Below are 25,182 nucleotides of genomic sequence, written 5' to 3' on the forward strand. Positions count from 1 at the left end.
ACAAAGTAACTATATTTTTCAATATGAAGCCACTAAAATTAATAGTCATCTTTTTACTATCAATTTCAACATTGACGTCTTGTTCGTCTGATAATCCAGATAACCCTGAAATTGAAGTCTTAAACCCACTTGAAGTTTACGAAGAAATGAACATCTCTTACGGAAACGAGAACGGCCAAGTGTTTGATCTGTACTTGCCAGCAAATCGAACTTCAGCGACTAAAACGATCATTTTGGTTCATGGAGGCGGTTGGACTTCTGGCGATAAATTAGATATGAATCCCTATGCGGCATACATAAAAGATCAAATGCCTGGATATGCCGTTGTGAATATGAATTATAGATTGGCAGATAATGACAACCCACCTTATCCGATGCAAATTAATGATATCACAAGTGTTGTTGATTATTTAGAAACTCACGAAAGTTACTATACCATTTCTGATGATATCGGTTTTGTTGGTGTGAGTGCTGGTGCACATTTATCCTTATTGTGGAGCTATGGTTTTGATACTAACCATAAAGTGAATATGGTCTGTAGTGTGGTTGGACCGACTAATTTTACGGATCCTGCATACTTAAACAATACAGATCCATTACTGCAAGACATTATAGATGCATTTGGAGTAGATCCCTCTATAGCATTTTTAGAAGAAGCGAGTCCTTATCATCGTGTTACCGCTTCTGCGCCACCGACTATTTTGTTTTATGGAGGCCAAGATCCGTTAATTCCAACAACCCAAGGAACAGCCATGCGAGATAAACTTGAGGAATTGAACGTTACGCATGAATTTACCTTATACCCTACAGAAGGTCATGTTTGGTTGGGGCTTAATTTATTGGATACAACTTTAAAATTAAAAGCTTTTATTGAAACACATTTATAGCGTTTAGTCATAAAATTCAATTTAAAAATCATTATTGTCCGATTAAATTATTTTGTATTCTTTTAGGTATTGGTTCTATTAAGGTTTAAGTATTTGAAATTAATATATTTTGCTTTTTTACAAGTCATGAAGTAGAAAACTGGTACAATGATTTTCATTCTGTTTCTCGAATAGTTATAATTGAGTCTATGTTCTTGATTCTAACAGCGCAGCGGTCTTTGGTCTTTATTGGACAACAATATTCAAAATGTTAAAAAATTAAAATAGTGTAACAATGTGAGTAGATTGATAGTCTATTAGGTATGCATCAATCAATCAAAATCATCATCGCCTTGTTTATTTCAGCAAAACTCTTTGCTACAGAATATAACCCACCTATTGTTTTTACTAAAGCCGAATTTGTAAATGCGTCAACCACACGGATTCCATTTAAAGTTATTGACCAACTTATTGTAGTTGAAGTTGAACTACTGGATAAGGAAGGTAACTTTATTATTGATACAGGTTCCGAAACGTTGATCCTAAATAGTGTTCATTTTAAACACTCAAGACGTTACAGGCAAGATGGAGAGGAACGAAGTGGTGTGCATCAGGAAATTGAAAATGTAAAAGCCAAATATCTCGATGCGTTGAGTTTGGAAGATTTTCGCTTAGAAAACTTAAACGCTGATGTGATTGATTTAAGCCATATCGAAAAGATAAAAAAAATTGAAGTTTTAGGAATTATTGGTTACAGCATATTGAAGGAGTTTGAAGTCTTTATCGATATGCACCTAAATCAAATTACCTTAACAAAAATAGACAAGAACGGCGAACTTTTATCTGATAAAGTATATGCCGAAACCATAAACGATAGTATTGATTTTCAATTAAAGAGGCACACCATCATTATTGATGCACAAATCGGAAACCATAAGGTTAAATTTGGATTGGACACAGGTGCTGAGTATAATCAATTGAATAAAAATCTAGATTCAGAAATTTTAGACTATTTTTATCCTAGCAAAGAATTAAAGCTTACAGGTGCTAGTGGTAAGCAAGTGAAAGTTATGGCAGGGAAATTGTATAGAGTGAAGTTGAACGATTCAATTTACTTTGGCCCAATGAAAACTGTACTAACTAATTTAAGACAAATGAACAGTGCATTTAGCACCCATCTTGATGGCATATTAGGCTTTGAATTTTTCGCTCAACAACGAACGATTATTAATTACAAAAAACAGAAACTCTATTTTATAAAGTTTCCGATTATAAAGCCTTGAAAATAAAACAACACTTTCTTTTTTTTCTTTTCATCTCCTTTCTGTGCGCCTTTAAATCCATTGCTCAAAGCAAAACCATAAAAGGTTATGATATTAAAGGTGAAGACGTCATTTTTATATTTAACGTCAATGACTACCCTAATATCAAAAATAATGGAGATACAGTTGATGATGTTTATGTTTCAGGAGAATTTAATGATTGGGCTTTAGATCAATGGCGAATGACCAAGATGAATGATTCCATTTATCAATTGAAAAAGGATCTATCGTTATTTACATCCGATTTTGGATGGGAGTTTAAGTTTATAGTTAATGGTAAACACTGGGCAGAACCGACTCCTGATTTTGAAAATAGCGTCGGTGCCAAAGATCCACGTGGCTTTCCCTTAATGGTTTATAATTTGAAATTCTATAGTGCCTTTGCTACCGATTATGGTAATGTGAATTTTAAGCTGAAAGGTTTTAAGGATGCCAAAAAAGTTATTTTGAGCGGCACGTTTAATCGTTGGGATGAAACTGGTTTTATAATGAAACCTACTGACGACGGTTGGTCAGTAACGCTACAACTGAAACCGGACATTTATGAATACAAATTCATCATTGATGGAAAATGGATGGAAGATCCCCAAAATCCGTCAAAAATCGGAAATGAATACAGTAGCTACAATTCTGTTATTGACGTTCAAAAAAATGTAACGTTTCGATTATGCGATTATGAAGATGCTAATACCGTAATCTTAAGTGGCGATTTTAATGAGTGGTCTGAAGAAGACTATAAAATGACCAAAACCGATAATTGCTGGACGTACACTAAAAGATTATCTGGTGGAAAACATCATTACAAATTTATCGTAGATGGCCAATGGATTACAGATCCTCATAATTCGGTAAAAGAATATGATGGCGAAGGGAATATCAACTCGGTCTGTATGGTTAAATAATTATACATTGAAACTTTGAAGCTTAGCAAAAAGCCTTAGGTTTTGGTGTTATTTTGTATTAAGAATATCGAGCTTCGCAAACCGCAGCAATAATTTTTTGGTATCACCATTCTGGAATTTTATTTCCGCCTTGGCATCAGCGCCTTTGCCTTCTAACTTAATGACTTCACCTCTACCAAAACGTTGATGGTTAACGACATCACTGACGGTTAATTTAGAATCAAATAAGTTCGCAGATGCACTTGACTTCGTTTTTCTTACCGGTTTCATTTTTTTCGGTGCACTGATCTCAAAATTTTCAGGCTTAGTTTTTGTCTTTTTCTTGGACATTTTCGCAGTTTTAGGTTTTGCAAATCTTACACGATTTGGTTCAATATCTCCAAATATGGAGGCGTCTAACATGGGATTAAAACGTTCTTTTAATGGTGTTGTAATATTCACAAATTCATCATCAATTTCTTCGATGAATCTGCTTGGCTCGGCATCAATCAATTTTCCCCAGCGATATCGGGACAATGTATAGGTTAAATAGGCCTGTCTTTCGGCTCTCGTCAAAGCAACATAAAACAATCGTCGTTCCTCTTCTAATTCGCTACGTGTGTTCATGCTCATGGCACTTGGAAATAAATCTTCTTCCATACCCACAATAAATACATGCCCAAATTCCAATCCTTTAGCCAAGTGGATGGTCATTAGAGCCACATGGTCTGGATCACCTTTATCAGCATCCAAATCGGTCGCCAAAGCCACATCCTCTAAAAATTCAGCTAACGAATCGCCAGCATCTGCCAGTTCCATTTGGCCTTCCACAAAGTCCTTTATACCATTTAGTAATTCTTGAACGTTATCGAGCTTGGTCACGCCTTCTGGTGTTCCGTCCTTCCCCAGTTCTCTAATTAAACCACTAGTTTTGGTTACATGTTCGGCCAGATCAAACGCATTTGCCGTTTGGTTCATCACTTTGTAACTTTCTATAAGTGTTACAAAATCACGAAGCTTATTTTTTGTCCCATTATTGATGTTGATGGCAATGGAATCAATATCCTTAATAACTTCATAAATTGTTTTTCCTGTAGCATTTGCTGCAACTATCAATCGATCGACCGTTGTTTGCCCAATACCTCTTGCAGGATAATTAATGACGCGTTTTAAAGCTTCTTCATCCGCAGAATTCAAAATTAAACGCAAATAAGCTGTGACGTCTTTAATTTCTTTACGTTGATAAAAAGATAAACCGCCATAAATCCGATAGGGAATATCACGTTTACGCAGCGCATCTTCAATCGCTCTAGATTGCGCATTTGTCCGATATAAAAGGGCAAAATCGCTGTTATGAAGTTGATTATTCATTTTGGTTTCCCAAATTGTACTGGCTACGTAACGCCCTTCATCACCATCAGTCATGGCTCTGTGGACGATCACTTTTTCCCCAACATCATTTGCGGTCCAAACTATTTTATCGAGTTTGGTTTTATTATGTTCAATCACCGAATTTGCGGCACCAACAATATTTTTGGTCGAACGGTAATTCTGTTCCAATCGGTACATTTTAACATCATCATAGTCCTTTTGGAAATTCAGGATATTATTGATATTTGCACCACGGAATGCATAGATACTTTGCGCGTCATCCCCAACCACACAGATATTCTGAAAACGATCTGCCAATGCTCTCACAATGAGATATTGCGAGTGGTTGGTATCTTGATACTCATCGACCAAAATATAGCGGAACTTATTTTGGTACTGTGCCAACACATTAGGAAAACGGGTTAACAGTTCATTGGTCCTTAACAATAAATCATCAAAATCCATGGCGCCTGCTTTAAAGCAGCGCTCCACATATTCTTTATAGATTTCTCCCATTTTTGGTCGCCTTGCCATAGCATCGGCTTCCATAAGTTCTGGGTTCCTAAAATACGCTTTTACAGTAACGAGACTATTTTTATAAGATGAGATGCGGCTGTACACCTGTTTCGTTTTATAAATATCCTTATCGAGCCCCATTTCTTTAATAATGGCACCCATTAATTTCTGTGAATCTTGAGTATCGTAAATGGTAAAATTACTTGGGAAGCCCAAATGATGCCCTTCAAAACGTAGAATCTTGGCAAAAACAGAGTGAAAGGTTCCCATCCAAAGGTTCTTAGCTTCACTATCGCCAACAATATCAGCGATTCTCCCTTTCATTTCCTTAGCCGCTTTATTAGTAAAGGTTAAAGCCAAAATATTAAAGGAATCCACACCCTTACTCATTAAATAAGCAATACGATAAGTCAGCACACGGGTTTTACCAGAACCTGCACCAGCAATGATAATCATTGGGCCATCGACCTGTAATGTAGGTGCTAATTGTGCGTCATTAAGTTGACTGAGATACTTTTCCAAGCTGATTTTTTTTGAAGGAGTAAAATTACGGATTGTCTTATAGTTTTCCGCATTGAAAAGGGATAAATTTGAAAAGAAAAGCCTAAAAGACCACTTCGCTTTAAGAGGTTGAATTTAAAAGGATAGTATTTTTTTATCCAAAAAATAAATATAGGATTCACGGAAAAAGAGACCTATAGGATTACGTAAATTAAAATTGATTTAAAATTATTCCTTTTTCTTACCATCTCCTGTCATTGCAGAAAGCAAACCTTCCCGCACATTTATCCATACAAAATTAAATACGGATTTTGTCACGTCGCGTTCCACACCTTCCTCATGTCCATAACGGTAAGTGTCTTTATCGCTTTCACTATCTTTTGAAACAAACAAATTGGCTATGGTTGATAAAAATTTGTTTTTCTCTTTACCATCTTTTTGCATTATTACAACTTCAAAATCGTCATATTTCATTTTTAAATCTACACGTGAAGTTCTGGGATTACCATTAATTGTAAAATACGTTTGTTTTAACTCACCATTAAAATCAATATTAAGATTAGGCTGGGTAAACTGATCCATTTTTGCAGCATTTACATAACCAAGATCTGCTTTAAATATAAACTGATCTGTGGTATCTGAGACTTTAAAATTCCAATTGACTTCCAAAGGCGAAACTTCCATAAAACTTGTATTTACGTTAATAACGGTTTCCTCTTCGCCATAAGTGTTTCCTAAGTTTTCAATTGTAGCGTTCATATCTGTAAAATCAAGTCTTCCTGCTTTTTTATCTGATTTCACCTTTTCTAAATATGATATTTTTCCTTCTGATATTTCAACAGTATTCAATCCCAATTCAAAATTCAAATTTCTCAACATTGTTCCATATAAAGGTTTGTAGGTTTTGTCATCTGCCACCAGTTTATCTCTGTATATTTCGGCTTCAGGTGCAATCAGACGGACTTCTTTTGATTTAAAAAAGAATCGTTCTGCATCACTAAACCCAAAATCCATATCAGCTATTTTCACTTCCTTTATATGAAGATAGAAATGATCACGTTCGGTTTTTAGAATAGCTGAATAGTCAGCTCTGTCATATTTAGTTTTAAGTTTGAAGTTTTTAAAAGTCGCGTTATTACTGGTCAATCGTATCGAATCTGCAAATAATTCATCGAATTTGTTTATTGCCCATTTCAAGTTTTTAGCGGTTAATTTGAAATCTTTATAATCAATTTTCTTTACTTTTTTGGGTGCGTTTGGATTGATTAGAAGGTCATTTAATTCAAAGTTCAATTTCGGGACGCTCATTATTGTTGAATCAGTATCAAAGTTGGTCACTAAAAGGTCTGCATTAGTAATGTTGATTTTTTCGACATCAATAATTTGTTTTATTTTATCTAGAAATCCACTTTTATAATCGTCGTTTTGGACCACAGGATTATGCTTGTATTTTGCTATCAACTGATCAATTCTTAATTCTTCAACTGAAATTTTATCCTTAAATATAAAATCCCAATAACTGATATCATTGATTTTTATGGTATTTAGTTTCGCATCGAGAATGGTTTTATCGGTGGTTTCGCCATTAACAGTAATTGATGGCGTTACTAATTCTAAATTTCCTGTCAAAACATTGGCATCTATTGAAGCATAATCCACCTTTACCGATTCAGGTAAATCCTCAAAAGCAGAGGCTATTTTATTTTCTATAATTAGGTTTGCTACAACAATCATTAGTATTACTAGCGCTAATGTTATAGCAATAATAATCCCGACTTTTTTTTGTTTTTGATTCATAGTTTCAACGATAAGTTTTCAAAATCTTTAAAATAAATTAACTTTACAGATTCGTGACTGAATTTACGCATAACCCTGTGAATTTGTTAACGAATAACATATTAATCTTAACCTAATAAAATAATTGCAATGGATATTGATAACATCATAGAACTCATTTTTAATATCGCTCCTGCCCTAGTTGTTGGCGCAATTGCCTATTATTTCTTTAAGCAACATATTGAAAATGAAAACAGCCGAAGACGTTTTCTTTTACAGAAAGATTTACAAAAAGAAACCTTCCCTTTACGTTTACAAGCTTACGAGCGCATGGCTCTTTTTTTAGAGCGCATTGCACCTTCAAAGCTATTGACAAGGGTTCATCCAACCTCTTCCAGTAAAGAAGATTACGAAAGCCTACTCATAGCAACTATTGAGCAAGAATTTGAACATAATTTATCGCAGCAAATCTATGTTAGCGATCAGTGTTGGTCGATAACGCAAGCCGCAAAAAACGCCACTATTCAGTTGATTAGAAAAGCCAACATAAACGAAAAAACGGATACAGCCAACAAACTTCGCGAGGTGGTGCTCACAGAACTTATGGATAAACCTGCACCCAGCAATGCTGCGCTTTCCTTTATTAAACAGGAAGTTAGTGAGATGTGGTAGAGAATGAAGAATTAAAAATGAATAATGAATAATGAAGTTGGAAGATTGATTCTGGAGATGAAAGCCACCTCATTCTAAAAGCCTAGACTCTAAGTATAAGGAGCCATCTCCTCAAAACTCTACTCTTGCTACTTTACACTTTTTACTGTGGACTGCCAACTGAAGACTGTGAACTGAATACTGATTACTGAATACTAAAAAATCAATGTACCATAAACGACTTTAAAGTTTCCTCATAAATCGCCTCATACATTGGTACGATATTCCTTAAGTCGAATTTTTGGGATTGTGCTTTTGCGTTGGCTTTGAATTGATTTAATGTATCAACATCTGAAAGTATTTTGACAGCATTTTCAGACATCTCCTTCACATCTCCAACATCACTTAAAAAACCTGAAAATCCATCTTCGTTTACTTCAGACAATCCACCCGTATTGGTAGAAATAACTGGGACACTACTGGCCATGGCCTCAAGTGCTGCCAAACCAAAACTTTCGGTTTTTGATGGCAATAAGAATAGGTCACTAAAACATAGAATTCGATCTATTTCATGACTTTTCCCAAAGAAAACAACACGATTGGAAATCCCCAATTCCTCAACCAATAACTCTGCAGCTTCTTTTTCAGGTCCTTCGCCTACCATCATCAATTTTGCCGGTAATTCTTTTTGGATATTATAAAAAATCTTAATGACATCAGGAATTCTTTTGACCTCCCTAAAATTACTTATATGTGTTATAATGCGTTCATCATTAGCTGCCATCATTTCGCGCTGGCAATCTGTAAAATTATGATTATATTTTTCTAAATCTATAAAATTAGGAATGACCTGGATGTCTCTTTTAATATTAAACAAACGCATCGTGTCTTCCTTCAAACTTGCCGACACAGAAGTTACAGCATCAGATTTATTGATACTGAAAGTGACAGCTGGTTTGTAAAATGGATGACTTCCAACTAAAGTAATATCAGTGCCATGCAACGTCGTTACAATAGGAATTAAAACCCCTTCGTCCATGAGCATCTGTTGGGCCATATATGCTGCATAGGCATGAGGAATGGCGTAATGTACATGCAGCAATTCAATACCATGCAACTTTACCATATCCACTAATTTACTTGATAAAGCCAACTCATAAGGCTGATACAAAAACAATGGATATTCTGGCACATGCACTTCATGAAAATGAACATTCTTACTCAACAATTCTAGTCGTACGGGTTGACTGTAGGTTATAAAATGAATCTCGTGCCCACGTTTTGAAAGCTCTAAGCCCAATTCCGTAGCTACGACGCCACTTCCACCAAATGTTGGGTAACAAACTATGCCTATTTTCATCTATAAGTTTTAAATATTTAAAGTGTAAAAAATCTAACTTTTCAGTTTTTCATAATAGTCGTAACCGCTCTGAAGCACTTACTAACTTATTCAACTAAATTATTCATTAAGGTTAGAATTTTTAAAATTAGGTATTTCGAGTAAGTATTGATTTAACTTTAAGTCCTTTTTAACTTATAACTTTAGGCATTCTATTCTATAATCGCCTCATAAATCAAGCGTTGAATCTCAGTCCTAATATCCTCTCTGAGTAAAAGGTTTTTACCAGCTTGAGGATAAGTCCGGTTGGCTAAAAAGATGTAGACAATTTCCTCTTCTGGATCTGCCCAAGCATAAGTTCCAGTAAAGCCTGAATGTCCGAAACTTGTCATCGATAGACAACCGCATGTTGGCCCTTCATCTCCCAACTGTGGTTTATCGAATCCTATACCTCGTCGGTTATTATTACTACAATAATAACAATAATTGAACTTATCTACAGTGTCAGGCTCAAGGTAGCGTTTACCTCCATAAAAGCCTTTTTGCAGATACATCTGCATTATTTTGGCTACATCATTGGCATTACTAAAAATACCAGCATGGCCGCCTACGCCTCCTTGCATCGCAGCTCCCATATCGTGGACATAACCATGCACTTTTTTATAGCGGTAATAATTGTCGATTTCTGTTGGGACAATATCCTTTAAGCTGAACTTTTTTCGTGGGTTATAAGTGGTATAATTTGCTCCTAAAGATTTATAAAAGCGATCCTCAGTAATTTCACTTAAGGGCTTATCGTAAAAGTCTTCCAAATAATCACTTAAAATATAATACGGCAAATCACTATAGCGATAACGCAAACTTGAAAGCAAATCACTTTCCTGTATGATTTTCTGAATGGAATCCTTATAATCATTCCGCATAAAAAGCGTATTGGTCACCTCTATTTCAAAACCTTTGGTTCGTTTTTTTCTATAATATTTAGGATCTGGTTTTTGAGTCATCGTATCCAATGTGGCATAATAAAACGGAATCCAAGGTTTAAGCTGCGCATAGTGCGACAACATTTTCTTTAAAGTGACATTCTTCTTATTCGTATTTTTATAATCTGGTATTAATTTGCTCAGTTTATCATCGAGCGATAAGGAACCTTTTTCTTCAAGCTCCATTAAAACAGGTAATGTTGCCAATATTTTTGTCAGCGAAGCCACATCGTAAATATCATCAAAATCGACTGCATTCTTTTTTGCGTAAGTGTGATAACCAAAATTCTTATTATAAATCACTTTTCCTTTTCGCGCGACCAATAACTGAATTCCAGGAGTCATGTTACCATTAACAGCATAATTGGCGACAGAATCTATTCGGCTTAATAATTGAGAATCCATACCAACGCGTTCTGGTAAACCGTAACTCAAATTCATCAATGAATTATAAATTTCTCCCGTACCTACCGGAAAAAATTGTCCAGTGCTAACTGGCAGTTTTCCTTTAGCAGGAATGGCTCCAAAAATCAACTGTGCCGATTTTTCCTGAGCTATCTTACTGTTTTGATAACTCATGACGATGCCTTCAATGTTTTCAACAGATAACAAATCGTTTAACGCATAGGGTCTAGCGAAAACATCTAGGATAACGTTATTGGTTCTAGAGATTTCGTATAACCATGCCATTTCCTTTTGTGAGAATTCAAAATCTTTCCAAGGACTGGCATTTGATCTATGAAAACCAACAACGACTGTGTTGTAATTTTGAAGTTTTGTAATTATCCCATCCAATTTATCAGCTTTGATCTCATGGACTTTGGTGTATTTTTTCAATTCATCCAAAAAGACGGAACTATCGTCATCGCCAAGGGTCACATAAGCAATTTTCTTAGTTTGTAGATCACGAAGTGGTAACAATGAATTGGTATTTTTTACAACCGTTATCGCATTTTCCATGAGTTCTTCATAGAGTAAATCATCTTTAAGTCGGTTTAAGTCCTTTTCCAAATTATAAATGCCGATAGGCGAATAATTATTCAGTCCGACTTTATACTTAGCCATCAGAATTTTCTTAACTGAATGTGCTAATCGTTTTTCAGTAATCGTCTTGTTCTTGTAAGCTTCTACAAATTTAGCGATACCTTTTTCTGGATCTTCGGACATCAACATCACATCATTTCCTGCTAAAAATGCCATTAAATCTATTTCGCCTCCTTTTACCAAACTCTTTGTTCCTGTGCCATCCACCCCTTTTTCGACATAATCTGCAGCACCTTTCATGGTTAAGGCATCTGTAAAAATCAAGCCATTAAAGCCTAATTGTCCTTTTAAAATATCGGTAACAATATGTTTGGATAATGAGGATGGAAATCCACGTCGTGCTTCTAAACTCGGCACATTCAAATGCGCCACCATGACACTCGCTAGACCTTCGTTTATTAATTTTCTATAAGGATAAAGCTCTACAGAATCGATTCGTTTGGCACTAAAATTAACAGTTGGCAATTCTAAATGCGAATCTGCCTCAGTATCGCCATGCCCAGGGAAATGTTTGGCATTCGCCAATGTTCCTGCACTTTGCATACCTTTCATAAACGCTAAGCCTTTTTCGGTAACGTTATCCCTATCTTCTCCAAAAGATCGGTTTCCAATAATGGGGTTTTTAGGGTTGGTATTAATATCTACGGCTGGTGCAAAATTAAAGTGTACACCAAGACGTTTGCAATGTTCTCCAATTTGTCTTCCGGTTTGCTCAACTAATTTATTATCCGAAATTGCACCAAGGGTCATATTCCAAGGAAAGGCATAAGTGGAATCCAAACGCATGCTCAAACCCCATTCTGCATCCATGCCTATTAACAATGGAATTTTAGAAGCCGCCTGTAATTCGTTATTCAGTTTTGCTTGGCGAACAGGACCTCCCTTAGAATAGATCAAACCTCCAATATGCTGATCGGTAATTAATTTGGCGATATCATTTTCATGGGCTCTTCCCTTATCCGAAAACACTTGAACCATAAACAATTGGCCTATTTTTTCTTCAACCGACATGGAGTTATAGAGATTATCTACCCATTTCTGCTGTTGGATAGAATCTTTAGTTTGAAGTGGCTTTTCAGCATAATTTTGTGCAAAATTAACTTGGAAGTAACTGCATATAAGAAAAAGGGCAAAGTAACGCATTGACAATCTTTTATCGTTTATAGGTTTATTCATCTTATAATCTTTAAAATAACCGATTAAATTCGAATAATTTTTATGTTCATTAGATGATAACGAATAATGTGCCAAATTAGCATATTTAAGAGGAAGTAAAAAGACTTTATGATAGATTTTTGATTGTACTGATATGGTTTTTGGATTATTAGGTTAACTAAGTTTTCAGGAACAACCTTCCCTAACAATTCAATATGTCGGACAAGGTAGCCTACACAATATAATACGTTGTATAATAACATTCTGTTGATTGCGGAAATTTCATAAACATCATTCGACAGGTAAATGTATATTTAATAAGGTCATTTTTTAATATGTTCATTTTGCCTTGATGCAAAACGAACCAATCCCGATAGCTATCGGGACAAAACGATTTATTAGGAATTACTCATGGATTCTTATTTTATAATATGGAATTCGTGAATGCTTCGCATTTGCCAAAGCACCATTCGCTAATACTTTAAGATTTGCGTGTTTAATTTTACCATTTAATTCCAATCCTAGAGATATTTTCATAACTACATTTATTGCTCATTATTTCTGAAAATCGTTGATTCCGACGTTGTCGGAATTTAGGTGTTGAAATCTAATTTTCTGTAGGCTTACATAAAATAATATGAAAATCTACCATCGAAACTCCGTAAATCTCAATATTTATTCTCTAACAAAAGATCCGTAAATTTTAATAGAACAACCTAAGACATCAAATCAATATGGCGATCATGGTAGCCCAACAAATACAACACACCATCTAAACCAATACTCGAAATAGAACTCTGTGCATTATCCTTCACCTTTGGTTTTGCATGAAACGCAATACCTAAACCGGCCAAATTCAGCATTTGCAAATCATTGGCACCATCTCCAACTGCAATGGTTTGACTGATATCTATCTGCATATTATCTGCCAACAGTTGTAAATATTCGGCTTTTTTCTTGCCATCGACAATGTCACCAAGATAACCGCCTGTTAATTTGCCATCTTTAATTTCCAATTGGTTGGCATAGACGTAATCGATATCTAGTTTTTTCTGCAAATAATGCCCAAAATAGGTGAAGCCACCAGAAAGAATTGCCGTTTTATAACCGTAATAATGAAGCGTATCAATTAATCTTTTGGCACCTTTTGTAATAGGAAGGTGTTCAGCAACCTCTTGCAAAACGGATTCGCTCAAGCCTTCCAAGAGTTTCATTCGTTGTTTAAAACTTTCATTGAAATCAATCTCACCTTGCATTGCCGATTCTGTAATGGCCTTAACTTCTGATCCTACGCCTGCACGTTCTGCCAATTCATCTATAACTTCGGTTTGAATTAGAGTAGAATCCATATCAAAGCAAACTAAACGTCGGTTACGTCTAAACATCGTGTCTTCTTGAAACGCAATATCCACATCCAATTCCTTGGATATTTCCATGAATTTTGTTGTAAAATCCGTTTTATCACTAATTTTTCCTCGAATAGACAGTTGAATAGAGGCTCTTGGGTACTCTTCTTTTTTTACCAACGATAAGCGTCCTGTCAATCGTTTTATGGAGTCGATGTTTAAATTCTTTTCTGAAATGATTTTAGTCACTTCGGAAATTTGTTCAGCTGCTAATTTTTCCCCTAGAATAGTAACGATATAGCGATCTTTCCCTTGTTGGTCCACCCAACTCTCATAATCTTGCAATGATATCGGTGTGAATTTGGCTTTGATTCCAAGCTCATAAGCCTTAAACAATAAATCCTTAAGAACAGCCGAGGATTTCTTGCCTTTTTTAATTTCAAACATGATTCCTAAAGACAAGGTGTCATGAATATTAGCTTGTCCGATATCCAACACTTTAGCATCGTATTCCGCTAAAACACCTGTTAAACTTGAGGTTAATCCTGGTTTATCCTGTCCTGATATGTTTAATAAGAAAATGTCTGTTGCCAATTTGATTTACGATTTTTGATTTACGAATTACGATATACGATTTTTGAAGTATGATGGGATTTACGATTGTTGATGGTTAATTTATGAACTCTGAACTCATAACTCGAAACCCTCAACTCAAAACTACTTCACAAACCGGCTATGCCAACTTTCACTTGCAGGCACCTCCCAATTTTCATTGAATTCTGCAATATTCGTTACGAGATTATTAAAAACAATAGTATTTTTTGAAACCGCTTTTTGTTGTGCCATTTTTTTGAAATCAATCAATGGTTTGTACGCAATAAAGTCGCCTTGCTTATAAGAGACGTTCATTTTGTCCATTAAATCCACGTTATACTGCTGTTCTAATTGTTGAATAAAATTTACCGACGCATCAATGGAACAACCCGTCGCCTTATTGAGTTGCTGGTCTAAAGCAATAACTATAAAACGTTTATAAACCAGTTTATAACCGGCTTTTAAATCTTTTCCATGGGCTGTCCAAGCTTCAATAAAGGTATCTAATTGTGTTCTCAATTGGTCCAATTCTTCGTCTGAAAACGAACGGTTCGCTTGGTAAATCCAAACTCTGGATGCTTCTGGTAAGGTATTGAAATCGACTAGCATAAATTTTTATAATTTCTAAAAGCAAAAATAACACATTACATCCAATCTCTATCCTGAGATTCGACCTTATATAATAAGAAATTGTAAATTTTAAAGGCCTCTTTTTCGTTGATGTACGGAATCTTTACCGATTTTGAAGCTGTATAAATGACAAGAGAGGTAATATATATTCGTTTTTGAAAAATAGTCTGTTTTAATTTTACAGCTTGGATTTTATGAATTTCAAGAATATTGGTTGTGGTATCAATGACGCCACTTCCAATGGTTACAAAGTCGTCGGAAATTCTATAAAACGCTTTTTTATAGGCGTAATAAACATAAAGTATCGCCAAGGGAACTAAAAGAATATTCATCCATAATAACTCAATGCCGAATAAACCTAAAAGCATACCATTGATAACCACCAGAAAAAACAACATTTTCATTGCCGAAATTCGCATAAAATAAGGTCTTGGCTTTGCGGTTTCGCCGTCGTTAATGTAATTTTTTAAGAGTTTGTTTGTTAGATAGTTGAGCTGCTCCTTTTCTAAAGCGACAATTTTAAAATTCTTTTGCTGCTTGGCATTTACCATGGCTTGTTTCACGGACAGGCTATGTAAATTAAAATACTGCTTTACCCGATTTGTGGTAATGACCAAATTCTGAATACGACTTGGCGTTAAGCTCAACGATACTTTATTGAAAAGCCCTTTGTTTATTTCTATCGTTTTCTGATGTTCCACAACTTCAAGATTAAAGTTGATGATAAAGGTTTTTACGACTGAAAATAAAAACGAAATGAATACAACAGCAATAATAATCACTACGTTAGTCACTAACAGATTAAAAAATGTATCCTCATCGAGTCTTACAAGATCTGCAATGTGATCTTCCACTTTTATAGTTTCTGAATACTGTTCAAATTCACTATAGAGTCCGAAAACAAACGCAAAAATTATTAGAAAACTTTTAAAATGATTTTCAGACAAACCTTCTAACAATAGGCGTTTTGGTGTGACTTTAAAAAATATGTTCTTTTCTTCAATGTCTTCTATCTGCGTATTGTCAACCGTTGATTTATGGAATAGCTTCTTTTTTAACAGTAAAGCGGTTGGCTTATCTAAGGCGCTGATTTCAATTTCAGATTTTTTATCGCCTGCCGTTTCTATTTTTACGGAAACTACGTCTATAACTTGCTGTAAAAAATTTTGTTTGATATAAACATTCTGAATTTTTGACTTCGGAATGATGGTATTATCTTTATTAATGATCCCTGTCGCTAAATGAAAATCGTCTTTACTCAAATGAAATTTGAAATTCAAGAATTTTAGTATGGCAATCACCAAAATAATGAGCAATACAGCGATTAATGCTAAAACCATCATCGTTGGTGTCACGTTTCCAATGGATTTGCTCTTCATTATGGAAATTCCAAAAGCAATAAAAAGCACAAAGAACTTTTTAAAAAACGTCACGGCATTAAACGCGAAAATGATAATAATGCCTTTAGAAGATTGCCTTTGTGGTTGTGAGAAATCAGTTGCTTCCATTAACCTTATTGCTAATGATTTCCTTAATTTGCTTAGCTTCGAGATGCGGCAACCCTTTGATGCTTAAATCGCTTCCTGATTCTCCTGCTGTAAAAATTTTCAGTGTTGCCAACCCGAAATGTCGTGCCAACCAACTTCGGGATTCTTCCACATGCTGAATCCTGGACATCGGCACTGTAGTTACGGAATGGACAATTAAACCTTTGGAATACACCACATCATGCTCTCGGATGGCATATTTCCGTTTTCTAAAAGCTAAAAAACTAATGATGAAATTTACAACACAAAATCCTAAGACTAAGGCAAGCATATAGCCTAAATTCAGCTGTACCTCCTCTTCCTTTTCGATAAAATAGCGTACTCCAAAAACCAAACCTATTAAAATAGCATAAAGCGCCAATTGATTCAATATTATAATTTTGAAATAGGATTTTGAAATGGATTTTAAATCAAGATCTTCAACTTTTGGTAAGCTTTCGGTGTGTAGTTCTAGATTGGTGAAGTTCATTGGTTGTTTTGATTAGGTGTTTGACTATTTTTTCGACACTCCCGAAGCGTCGGAATCACGGATTAGCTCTAATCTGGAAGAAATTCGATACGCTTTCTCATTGGACCACTTTTCATTTTAAAATTTTCCAGTCCTTTCAGATTTTAAAACCAGAAAGGTCTCTGTCTCAAAATAACATGTTTACCATCCGAATTACAACCCTAATACCATTCGCTCGGTAGCTTCAAAACAAAATTATTTTATTTTTCACTAATTCTCAAGTTGACAGTCCAAACTAAGTACAGATTGTAAATAATTAGGCATCAGCAATCAGCTCCGCAATATCCAAAACTTTAATATCTGCTTCTTTTTCTTTAAACTTAACACCATCGGTCATCATGGTATTGCAATATGGACAGCCTGTAGCGATGATTTGTGGTTGCGTCTCTAGTGCGTCTTCAGTTCTAAGCACATTGACTTCCTTATCACCTGGTTCTGCATCCTTAAACATCTGTGCGCCTCCTGCACCACAACATAAAGCTGTGCTTTTGTGGCGTTTCATTTCAACAAGCGTTGCATTGGTTTTTTTGAGCACATCCCTTGGCGCATCATACACACCATTACCCCTACCTAAATAACAGGGATCATGAAATGTGATACGTTTTCCTTTATAGGTGTTTCCTTCTAGCTTTAAACGACCAGAGCTTAACAAATCTTTTATAAACTGGGTGTGGTGAATCACTTCATAATTGCCACCAAGACCTGGATATTCATTCTTAATACAATTATAAGAATGTGGATCGCAAGTCACAATACGTTTGACTTCGTAACCATTGAGTACCTCAATATTCATAACGGCTTGCATCTGAAATAAGAACTCATTGCCAGCGCGTTTTGCCACATCGCCTGTATTGCTTTCTTCTGTTCCCAAAACGGCAAAATTGACATTTGCTTTGTTTAGAATTTTTACGAAAGCTCTCGTGATTTTCTTTGCTCTATCATCATAACTACCAGCAGAGCCCACCCAAAATAAAATTTCCGGTTGTTTGCCTTCTGCCATCATTTCTGCCATGGTTGGCACTTTTAGTTGCTCGCTCATTTTGTTATGTTTATAGGTTTATTGGGTTATGGGTTTATGGGTTTATGGGTTTATGGGTTTATGGGTTTATGGGTTTATGGGTTTATGGGTTTTAGTTTAAAACTACCCTTAATCTATTTTAGCTCTCTAAACTTTTAAACGTTTTCTTAAACTAATAAACTATTTTTCAACTCATAAACTCCACTTCTTATTCATCCTTCCATTTCAAACGGTCCATTTGGTTATAAGGCCAAGGTGCTCCGTTGTTTTCTATGTTGGTCATCATGTTATTCAGTTCCATTGGTGCGGCACTTTGCTCCATCACTAAATAACGACGCATATCCATAATAATAGATAGCGGATCAATACTTACAGGACAAGCTTCTACACATGCATTACAGGTGGTACAAGCCCAAAGTTCTTCGTTTGTAATATAGTCGCCTAAAAGTTGTTTGCCATCATCCTTGAATTCACCGTTGTTGGCATCGATATTTTTTCCGACCTCTTCCAATCGATCTCGTGTATCCATCATTATTTTACGAGGCGATAATTTCTTTCCTGTTAAATTCGCAGGACATTCACTTGTACAACGACCACATTCAGTACAGGTATAAGCACTTAGCAATTGCACTTGAGACAAGTCCATCACATCACTGGCACCAAACTTTGCTGGCACTTCATCTTCTTCAGTCTCCGCAGGTGCCGCATAAGGATCCGCATCTGGATCCATCATTAATTTCACTTCAGCTGTAACAGCATCAAGATTATTGAATTTTCCTTTTGGTACCACTTTTCCATAATACACATTTGGGAATGCCAAAAGAATATGTAAATGTTTTGAGAAGTACAAATAATTCAAGAACACAAGAATACCAACAATATGTAACCACCAAGCGGTTCTTTCAATAGTGAACAGTGTGCCTTCTGAAAAGCCTTCAAACCAAGGTGCTATAAATTGTGAAATCACATTACCTGCCTCCATATTTTGAAATGACGTATCGGTTGCGTTCATCACTAAAAACAAAATCATGAGCACCACTTCAAAATAAAGAATAATATTTCCATCGCTTTTTGGCCAGCCTTTTAAATCTGAACCCATGAAGCGTCTAATTTTAATGATATTTCTACGAATCCAAAATATAATTACCGACACCAAAACCAAAAGCGCCAATATTTCAAACGATCCAATTAAGAAACCATATACGGATTCTGGTAATATGGACAGACCTATGCGATGCGTCCCAAAGATACCATCGATAATAATTTCCAAGACTTCAATATTGATAATCACGAAGCCGACATAAACAATGACATGAAGAAAACCAGAAACCGGTCGTTTCACCATTTTGCTCTGTCCCAAAGCAATATTCACGACGTTTTTCCAACGTTCTGAAGTATGATCACTTGCATCAACTTTATGACCTAACTTAATGTTACGGATTAGCTTTTTTACATTTTTAGCAAAATAACTGATACCAGCGACTAAAACTATAGCAAAAATGATATTTGGTAAATATTCCATGGTTGGAGGGCTCTAGTTGTTATTTAATTCCTCTTGGGTTGGTTCCTCATAAGGAATCTCCCTTTTAGACAAAATACGTCTATAACGTGCAGGATGCAGCTTAATATCCAATAATAAAAGCTCTAATTCTTTTGAAGCATTTTCTAAATTATCATATAGGGATTCGTCTTTCAATAATTTACCGATAGACCCCTCTCCTGCTTCTAAACCAGATGCCAATTGATTGAATTTTAGAATCATCTCGTCAAGATTCTTAACGGTATTGGCTAGATCAGCTTCGTTTAAACCTTTGACTAAAATTGATAACTCTGCAGCTGTTTTATCAAAGTTTTCTAATAATGAGGCAATTTTTTCATCATTTTTACTAATTAAATTATTAGCGGCAAATGCAACACCCTGAAAAGATCTTAAAGTCGTATTCAACTCTGCAATAGTCTTTTTTAAACCATCTTCAGAATCATCGACAACTAAGGTATTCAAACTATTCACTAAAGTGTCTGCAGATTTAAGCGTTGTGCCCAATCCTTCACTTAAACCAGAGAAATCCTCTCCCAATGACGATATAACACCTTCCTTGACTTCGGACTTAATATAATCTCCTGGTTGCGCCATATTACCATCTGCAGCATCAATAATTGCCAATGCACTACCTCCCATTAAGCCAGTTTGGTAAAGCCTAACTATACTGTTTTTTGAAAAATTTAGCTCGGGAGTTACCGAAAAAGATACTAAGGTCTTACCGGTATCAAAATCGTATTTGATCTCTTCTATCTTTCCAATCTTGTTACCTTTAATAGTCACTGGAGAGGATTCCGTTAAACCGTTATAATCAAATTCCGTATAAAACGTATTTGAGCTTGTAAATATATCTTCGCCTTTTAAATAGGTAAATAAAAATATAAAAAGGGCGATACCAGATAAGACTAGTATTGCGGTTTTAATTTCTCTTGAAATTTTCAATGGGCTTATTTTTGATTTGAAACAAAATTAGGAATAAATATATTAATAAAATTTTTAATCTGAATCAGAATTCAAAGCTTCGGACATACTTATTCTTTTGTCCCCTTTGTAAGCCACAATAAACGCACCCGAATACGCTTTTCTAGCTTCCTCTTGAAGTCGTATTATTTCGTTATAATCTGAAGTTTTTCCACTAAAGTATTTATAAACTTTACCTGTGTAATCCCTTGTTATATCTGAAAGGCCTTTAAAATTATAGGGTTTAGGTTCCAAGTCCCTGGAGCTGGCTGCAATTTGGACCTTAAAGGTCACACCTTCTATAATTCTAGGCGGATCTTCGGCTTCGATGTCTAACTTGATTTCTGGAGTAGCACCAATGATATGACTTCCAACATTCAAATCCAATTCTTTCTTATAATCTAAAATCGCCGTTTTTATAGCGGTTGCCATTTTAGATTGTCCAGCTGTAGTATTGAGATAACTACCTTCACTTTTATTGGTCAAAAAACCAACTTCAACCAAAACACTAGGCATATAAGTGTTTCTAATGACCAATAAACTCGCTTGTTTTAATCCTCGACTCTTACGTTTGGCTTTACTTATAAAATTATCTTCTATTTTTCGTGCTAAAACAATACTTTGCTCCACATATACTTCTTGTTCAATACCAATGGCTATTGTAGATTCTGGCGAACTCGGGTCAAAACCTTCATAATTCTCCTTATAATTATCCTCTAAGAAAATCACTTCATTTTCACGTTTTGCCACATCAAAGTTACGGCCTGTATTCTTTTCCCCTAAGACAAAAGTTTCTGTTCCGCTGGCTTGTGAGCTATGCGCATTGCAATGGATGGACACAAATAAATCAGCATCTGCTTTATTGGCAATATTGGCACGTTCGTGCAACTCAATAAAAACATCAGTCTTGCGTGTGTAAATGACTTTAATGTCTGGATTTTTAGCAAGTTCCTTACCCACTTCCAAAGTTACTTTAAGTGCTATATTTTTTTCGCTATGGCCATTGCCAATATTTCCGGAATCATGACCGCCATGACCAGCATCCAAGACCACAACAAACTTATCATCTTGCGCACTTAAAGGTGCATAAGATGTTAAAGTACTTATAAATAAAAGAATGAGTAATACTATTATGGGTTTTTGTGTCGTTTGCATATTTAATTTAACGGTTTATAAACTCGGTTTATTACACTGTACTCAACGAAAGAACAGTATTTTTTAACTTTATGTTTTTAATAAATTATTCACAAAAAATATCTGTACTTTTGGCGTTTCAAAAACCGAGCCATACTTTTACAAAAATACATTTAAAAGGATTGCGTACAAATAGAATACACATACTTTTTACCATGAGTTTTATAGTGTTTATTAACACTTTTAGCTTCGCCCAAGAATTACCTAAAAAGAAACCTTCCATTCCTGCTGAACAACAGAAAGATTCTACTGCTGCTGCGGTCGATTCAATTGTTATTGATTCCATTATAAAACCACCGACAAATATTAAGGAAATTGACTCCACCAAAAAAGACTCCACCAAACAAGAAGGTCTTTTAGCGGGAATCGTCAATTATAGAGCCTCGGATTATGTGGCCTTGAATCAAAGGAAGAAAGAAATATACCTTTATAACGAAGCCGAAGTACTATATCAGGATATGGAAATTAAGGCAGGTGTTATTGTCATTGATTATAGTAAAAACCTGGTATATGCTGGTCGGATAAAAGATTCTACAGGGTATTCCCAACATCCCGTTTTTAAACAAGGCGAGAATGTTATTGAGCCAGACTCCATTGTTTTTAATACGGAAACCAAGAAAGCCTTAGTTTTTAACTCTAGAACCGAGCAGCAAGGTTTTAAAGTGTATTCTCCTATCACGAAAAAAGAAAATGATTCCGTTTATTTTATGAAAAACGGAAAGTTTACTACGGCTGAAGATGAAGAAGATCCCGAATACCAATTTGTAACCACAAAAATGAAATTGGTTCCTAATAAAAAGGTGATTGTCGGCGCGACTTACATGGAAATTTATGGTGTACCAACACCAATTGCCTTGCCTTTTGCGTTTTTCCCCATGACCAAAAAACAGACGTCTGGTATCATATTTCCCTCTTTTGGAGAAGACAATGACAGAGGTTACAATTTACAAAATGGTGGTTACTATTTTGCGATTAGCGATTATTTGGATCTGGCTGTTCTTGGGGATTATTACACCAACGGCAGTTACGGTTTACGACTGGAAAACAATTATTCCCTACGTTATAGATATAGGGGAAATGTAAGTTTTAGGTATGAAAATTTACTTCGTAGTGAGCGTGGATTCCCTGATTTTAGCCAAAGTACAATTTATAATATAAGATGGTCACATAGCCAAGATGGCAAAGCTAATCCGAGTTCACGCTTTTCAGCTTCCGTGAACTTGGGAAGTAGTACGTATTTCCAAGAATCGATTAACCAATTAAACCAGTCCAACTTTTTAAATAATACCTTGGCCTCCTCAGTGTCCTATTCAAAGACATTTTCTGGTGAGCCAGAGGTCAATGTCAGCTTAACCGCCTCTCATAGACAAAACACGAATACGGGAGATATTGATTTAACCTTACCTACATTTCAAATGTCCATGGGTAGAATTTATCCTTTTGCCCCAAAAACAGGAACAAAAAAAGGGGCGATCCATAATATTAACTTTCAGTTAAACACCAGAGGTGAATATTCCATTCAGACCAATGATTCTATATTTGGCAAAAATGAAATGTTTGATGATGCCAGAACAGGCATGCGACACAGTATCCCACTTACGACCAACTTTAAGGTATTTGATCATTTTAGCGTGAGTACCAATGCTAATTTCGAAGAAACTTGGACCGTTAAAACCGTTAAGAAACTCTGGAACCAAACTGAACAAGAGGAAGTGGAGATCGACCAAAATGGTTTTGACCGTTTTTTAACCTACAATGTAGGTGCCAGCGTTGGAACCACTATTTATGGGATGTACAATTTTGAAGAAAAAGGTGAGGATAAAAAGATAAAAGCAATTCGACATGTGATGCGACCTTCCTTAAGTTATTCAATCAGTCCGGCATTCGACCAATATTACGAAACCTATGATGTCATAGATGCAGATGGCACCACGATAGATCAAGTTGAATATACACGATTCGAAAATTCGCTATACGGACGGCCTGGCAACAACTATTCCAGTAGTGTTGGGATTTCATTAGGTAATAACCTTGAAGCTAAAATTAGGGCGAAAGATTCTACCGAAACAGAGCCTGAAAAAATATTTATTTTAAACAATCTTAATTTTTCAACCTCCTACAATATTGCAGCGGATTCTCTTAATTGGAGTCCTGTTCGAGTGAGTGGTGGTACTCAAATTTTAAATAAAAAAATGAGTATTAATTTTGGTATGACGTTGAATCCCTATGCTTTAGACAGCAATAATAGTGTGGTTAATACTTACAATATCAATAATGGCGGAAGTTTGTTTAGGCTAACATCTGCTAACATCAATATGAGCTACACCTTATCTAATGATAGCTTTTCTGGGAAGGAATCCGATGAGGACAAAGCGTCTTCTCAAGAATCTGCGCGTTCTGGCGGCCGAACGGATGATTTATTTGGCAAATCCCAAGATTTTGCAGACAAGCGACTTTCAGACAGCGATAAAAACAAGGATGATAAGGACGAAAATAACGAATTCTATAATTATAAAATGCCATGGAGCCTTCGATTGGCATATTCTGCCAATTATGGAAACACAAGACGTGAAAACCAGATTTCATCGCATTCTTTGATGTTTTCAGGAGATATCGATTTATCGCCAAGATGGAGTGTGGGTGCCTCTTCTGGTTATGATTTTTTAAATCAAGGATTTACCTATACACAACTCCGTTTTGAACGTGATTTATTAAGTTGGCGAATGAATTTTTCTTGGATCCCTTTTAGCGACCGGAGTTCATGGAATTTCTTTATCGGGATAAAATCTAGCTTACTAAAAGATTTGAAGTACGATCAACGGAGACGACCAGATCAGCAGGTTGGGAATTAGCATAAGTTTGAAGCTTGAAGCTGGAAGCAAGAAATTGGACGTGTATAAATCTAGAAAATTATCTTAAATTTGAAGTTATCGTAGAGTAATCAATCAGATTTCAGTTTCTCAAAAGACAGATACTGAAACAAGTTCAGTATAAAATGAAAAAAATAATACACACCACAAAAGCACCAGCACCAATAGGACCATACAATCAAGCGGTTTTAACAGGAAACACCTTATACACTTCTGGGCAAATTGCCTTACATCCTGAAACCATGGAATTGGTTTTGGACGATATTAAAACGGAAACCAAACAAGTTATGGAAAACATGAAAGCCGTGTTGGAAGCTGCCGACATGACATTCGAAAACGTGATCAAAACGTCCATATTCATTAGTGATATGCATAACTTTAAACAAATAAATGAAGTGTATGGCAAATACTTTAATGAAGCTACGGCACCTGCAAGAGAAACCGTTGAAGTTGCTAACTTACCGAAATTTGTGAATGTTGAAATTAGTATGATTGCTGTTAAATAACACCCTGATTTACCTAAAAATCAGTATTAATACGGTCAGTTATAAAGTTCACGTTATCAATTAT

The 25,182-nt window shown here is 35.5% G+C and carries 19 protein-coding genes; 6 read left to right on the top strand and 13 right to left on the bottom strand.

Features of this window, described 5'->3' with window-relative positions; translation table 11 throughout:
- The first annotated feature begins 23 nt into the window (after positions 1–23).
- From HM987_RS11665 to HM987_RS11675, 3 genes are all read left to right on the top strand, one after another.
- Positions 24–887, top strand: a complete 864-nt coding sequence (locus tag HM987_RS11665; protein ID WP_179008244.1) for an alpha/beta hydrolase — start codon at positions 24–26, stop codon at positions 885–887.
- 302 nt (positions 888–1,189) lie between these two features.
- Positions 1,190–2,149: a pepsin/retropepsin-like aspartic protease family protein gene (locus HM987_RS11670; protein ID WP_179008246.1), complete on the top strand. Its 960-nt coding sequence runs from the start codon at positions 1,190–1,192 to the stop codon at positions 2,147–2,149.
- Positions 2,146–3,090 carry a hypothetical protein gene (locus tag HM987_RS11675; protein ID WP_179008248.1) on the top strand — a complete coding sequence of 315 codons (945 nt, stop codon included), beginning with the start codon at positions 2,146–2,148 and terminating at the stop codon, positions 3,088–3,090. The genes HM987_RS11670 and HM987_RS11675 overlap by 4 nt, the downstream gene beginning before the upstream one ends.
- A gap of 48 nt (positions 3,091–3,138) precedes the next feature.
- Here HM987_RS11675 and HM987_RS11680 read toward each other — a convergent pair whose 3' ends face one another.
- Positions 3,139–5,478: an ATP-dependent helicase gene (locus HM987_RS11680; protein WP_179008251.1), complete on the bottom strand. Its 2,340-nt coding sequence runs from the start codon at positions 5,476–5,478 to the stop codon at positions 3,139–3,141.
- A gap of 207 nt (positions 5,479–5,685) precedes the next feature.
- Entirely contained in the window at positions 5,686–7,254 is a 1,569-nt protein-coding gene (locus tag HM987_RS11685; protein ID WP_179008252.1) for an AsmA family protein, read from the bottom strand.
- Between the two features lie 129 nt (positions 7,255–7,383).
- On the opposite strand from HM987_RS11685, the gene HM987_RS11690 reads away from it, so the two are divergent.
- Positions 7,384–7,905 (top strand): DUF7935 family protein, encoded by a 522-nt coding sequence (locus HM987_RS11690; RefSeq protein WP_179008253.1) that lies wholly within the window; start codon positions 7,384–7,386, stop codon positions 7,903–7,905.
- Positions 7,906–8,107: 202 nt separating this feature from the next.
- Here HM987_RS11690 and bshA read toward each other — a convergent pair whose 3' ends face one another.
- From bshA to HM987_RS11740, 11 genes are all read right to left on the bottom strand, one after another.
- Positions 8,108–9,244, bottom strand: a complete 1,137-nt coding sequence (gene bshA / locus HM987_RS11695; RefSeq protein WP_179008254.1) for an N-acetyl-alpha-D-glucosaminyl L-malate synthase BshA — start codon at positions 9,242–9,244, stop codon at positions 8,108–8,110.
- A 191-nt stretch (positions 9,245–9,435) separates the two neighbouring features.
- Positions 9,436–12,393, bottom strand: a complete 2,958-nt coding sequence (locus tag HM987_RS11700; protein WP_179010035.1) for a glycoside hydrolase family 3 N-terminal domain-containing protein — start codon at positions 12,391–12,393, stop codon at positions 9,436–9,438.
- Positions 12,394–12,810: 417 nt separating this feature from the next.
- Positions 12,811–12,942 (bottom strand): hypothetical protein, encoded by a 132-nt coding sequence (locus HM987_RS19690; RefSeq protein ID WP_256867331.1) that lies wholly within the window; start codon positions 12,940–12,942, stop codon positions 12,811–12,813.
- Between the two features lie 179 nt (positions 12,943–13,121).
- Positions 13,122–14,345, bottom strand: a complete 1,224-nt coding sequence (gene serB, locus HM987_RS11705) for a phosphoserine phosphatase SerB (RefSeq protein WP_179008255.1) — start codon at positions 14,343–14,345, stop codon at positions 13,122–13,124.
- A 123-nt stretch (positions 14,346–14,468) separates the two neighbouring features.
- Positions 14,469–14,954, bottom strand: a complete 486-nt coding sequence (locus HM987_RS11710) for an ABC transporter ATPase (RefSeq protein ID WP_179008256.1) — start codon at positions 14,952–14,954, stop codon at positions 14,469–14,471.
- A gap of 35 nt (positions 14,955–14,989) precedes the next feature.
- Positions 14,990–16,483 (bottom strand): PH domain-containing protein, encoded by a 1,494-nt coding sequence (locus HM987_RS11715; protein ID WP_179008257.1) that lies wholly within the window; start codon positions 16,481–16,483, stop codon positions 14,990–14,992.
- Positions 16,470–16,991, bottom strand: a complete 522-nt coding sequence (locus HM987_RS11720) for a PH domain-containing protein (RefSeq protein ID WP_179008258.1) — start codon at positions 16,989–16,991, stop codon at positions 16,470–16,472. Before HM987_RS11720 ends, HM987_RS11715 begins: the two co-directional genes overlap by 14 nt.
- Before the next feature lie 295 nt (positions 16,992–17,286).
- The gene (locus HM987_RS11725; protein ID WP_179008259.1) at positions 17,287–18,069 is read right to left on the bottom strand and encodes a (Fe-S)-binding protein; all 783 of its coding nucleotides are present in this window, start codon (positions 18,067–18,069) and stop codon (positions 17,287–17,289) included.
- 187 nt (positions 18,070–18,256) lie between these two features.
- On the bottom strand, positions 18,257–19,570 hold the full coding sequence (locus HM987_RS11730) for a (Fe-S)-binding protein (protein WP_179008260.1): 1,314 nt from the start codon (positions 19,568–19,570) through the stop codon (positions 18,257–18,259).
- A 12-nt stretch (positions 19,571–19,582) separates the two neighbouring features.
- Entirely contained in the window at positions 19,583–20,530 is a 948-nt protein-coding gene (locus HM987_RS11735; protein WP_179008261.1) for an MlaD family protein, read from the bottom strand.
- Positions 20,531–20,584: 54 nt separating this feature from the next.
- Positions 20,585–21,703 (bottom strand): N-acetylmuramoyl-L-alanine amidase family protein, encoded by a 1,119-nt coding sequence (locus HM987_RS11740; RefSeq protein ID WP_179008262.1) that lies wholly within the window; start codon positions 21,701–21,703, stop codon positions 20,585–20,587.
- A gap of 110 nt (positions 21,704–21,813) precedes the next feature.
- Between HM987_RS11740 and HM987_RS11745 the strand changes: the two genes are divergently transcribed.
- Positions 21,814–24,594, top strand: coding sequence for a putative LPS assembly protein LptD (locus tag HM987_RS11745; protein WP_179010037.1), 2,781 nt, complete (start codon positions 21,814–21,816; stop codon positions 24,592–24,594).
- A gap of 143 nt (positions 24,595–24,737) precedes the next feature.
- A complete protein-coding gene (locus tag HM987_RS11750) occupies positions 24,738–25,118 on the top strand; it encodes a RidA family protein (RefSeq protein ID WP_179008263.1) in 381 nt (126 codons plus the stop codon).
- Positions 25,119–25,182: the final 64 nt, after the last annotated feature.

It is taken from the genome of Winogradskyella forsetii (assembly GCF_013394595.1).
GTDB classification, from domain to species: domain Bacteria; phylum Bacteroidota; class Bacteroidia; order Flavobacteriales; family Flavobacteriaceae; genus Winogradskyella; species Winogradskyella forsetii.

Bases quoted from the DNA above. Each gene is read 5' to 3' on its own strand.
- HM987_RS11720 (WP_179008258.1), bottom strand. From the start codon at position 16,991: ATGAACTTCACCAATCTAGAACTACACACCGAAAGCTTACCAAAAGTT.
- HM987_RS11725 (WP_179008259.1), bottom strand. From the start codon at position 18,069: ATGAGCGAGCAACTAAAAGTGCCAACCATGGCAGAAATGATGGCAGAA.
- HM987_RS11740 (WP_179008262.1), bottom strand. From the start codon at position 21,703: ATGCAAACGACACAAAAACCCATAATAGTATTACTCATTCTTTTATTT.
- bshA (WP_179008254.1), bottom strand. From the start codon at position 9,244: ATGAAAATAGGCATAGTTTGTTACCCAACATTTGGTGGAAGTGGCGTC.
- HM987_RS11710 (WP_179008256.1), bottom strand. From the start codon at position 14,954: ATGCTAGTCGATTTCAATACCTTACCAGAAGCATCCAGAGTTTGGATT.
- HM987_RS11730 (WP_179008260.1), bottom strand. From the start codon at position 19,570: ATGGAATATTTACCAAATATCATTTTTGCTATAGTTTTAGTCGCTGGT.
- HM987_RS19690 (WP_256867331.1), bottom strand. From the start codon at position 12,942: ATGAAAATATCTCTAGGATTGGAATTAAATGGTAAAATTAAACACGCA.
- HM987_RS11690 (WP_179008253.1), top strand. From the start codon at position 7,384: ATGGATATTGATAACATCATAGAACTCATTTTTAATATCGCTCCTGCC.
- HM987_RS11700 (WP_179010035.1), bottom strand. From the start codon at position 12,393: ATGCGTTACTTTGCCCTTTTTCTTATATGCAGTTACTTCCAAGTTAAT.
- HM987_RS11685 (WP_179008252.1), bottom strand. From the start codon at position 7,254: ATGAATCAAAAACAAAAAAAAGTCGGGATTATTATTGCTATAACATTA.
- HM987_RS11665 (WP_179008244.1), top strand. From the start codon at position 24: ATGAAGCCACTAAAATTAATAGTCATCTTTTTACTATCAATTTCAACA.
- HM987_RS11715 (WP_179008257.1), bottom strand. From the start codon at position 16,483: ATGGAAGCAACTGATTTCTCACAACCACAAAGGCAATCTTCTAAAGGC.
- HM987_RS11750 (WP_179008263.1), top strand. From the start codon at position 24,738: ATGAAAAAAATAATACACACCACAAAAGCACCAGCACCAATAGGACCA.
- HM987_RS11670 (WP_179008246.1), top strand. From the start codon at position 1,190: ATGCATCAATCAATCAAAATCATCATCGCCTTGTTTATTTCAGCAAAA.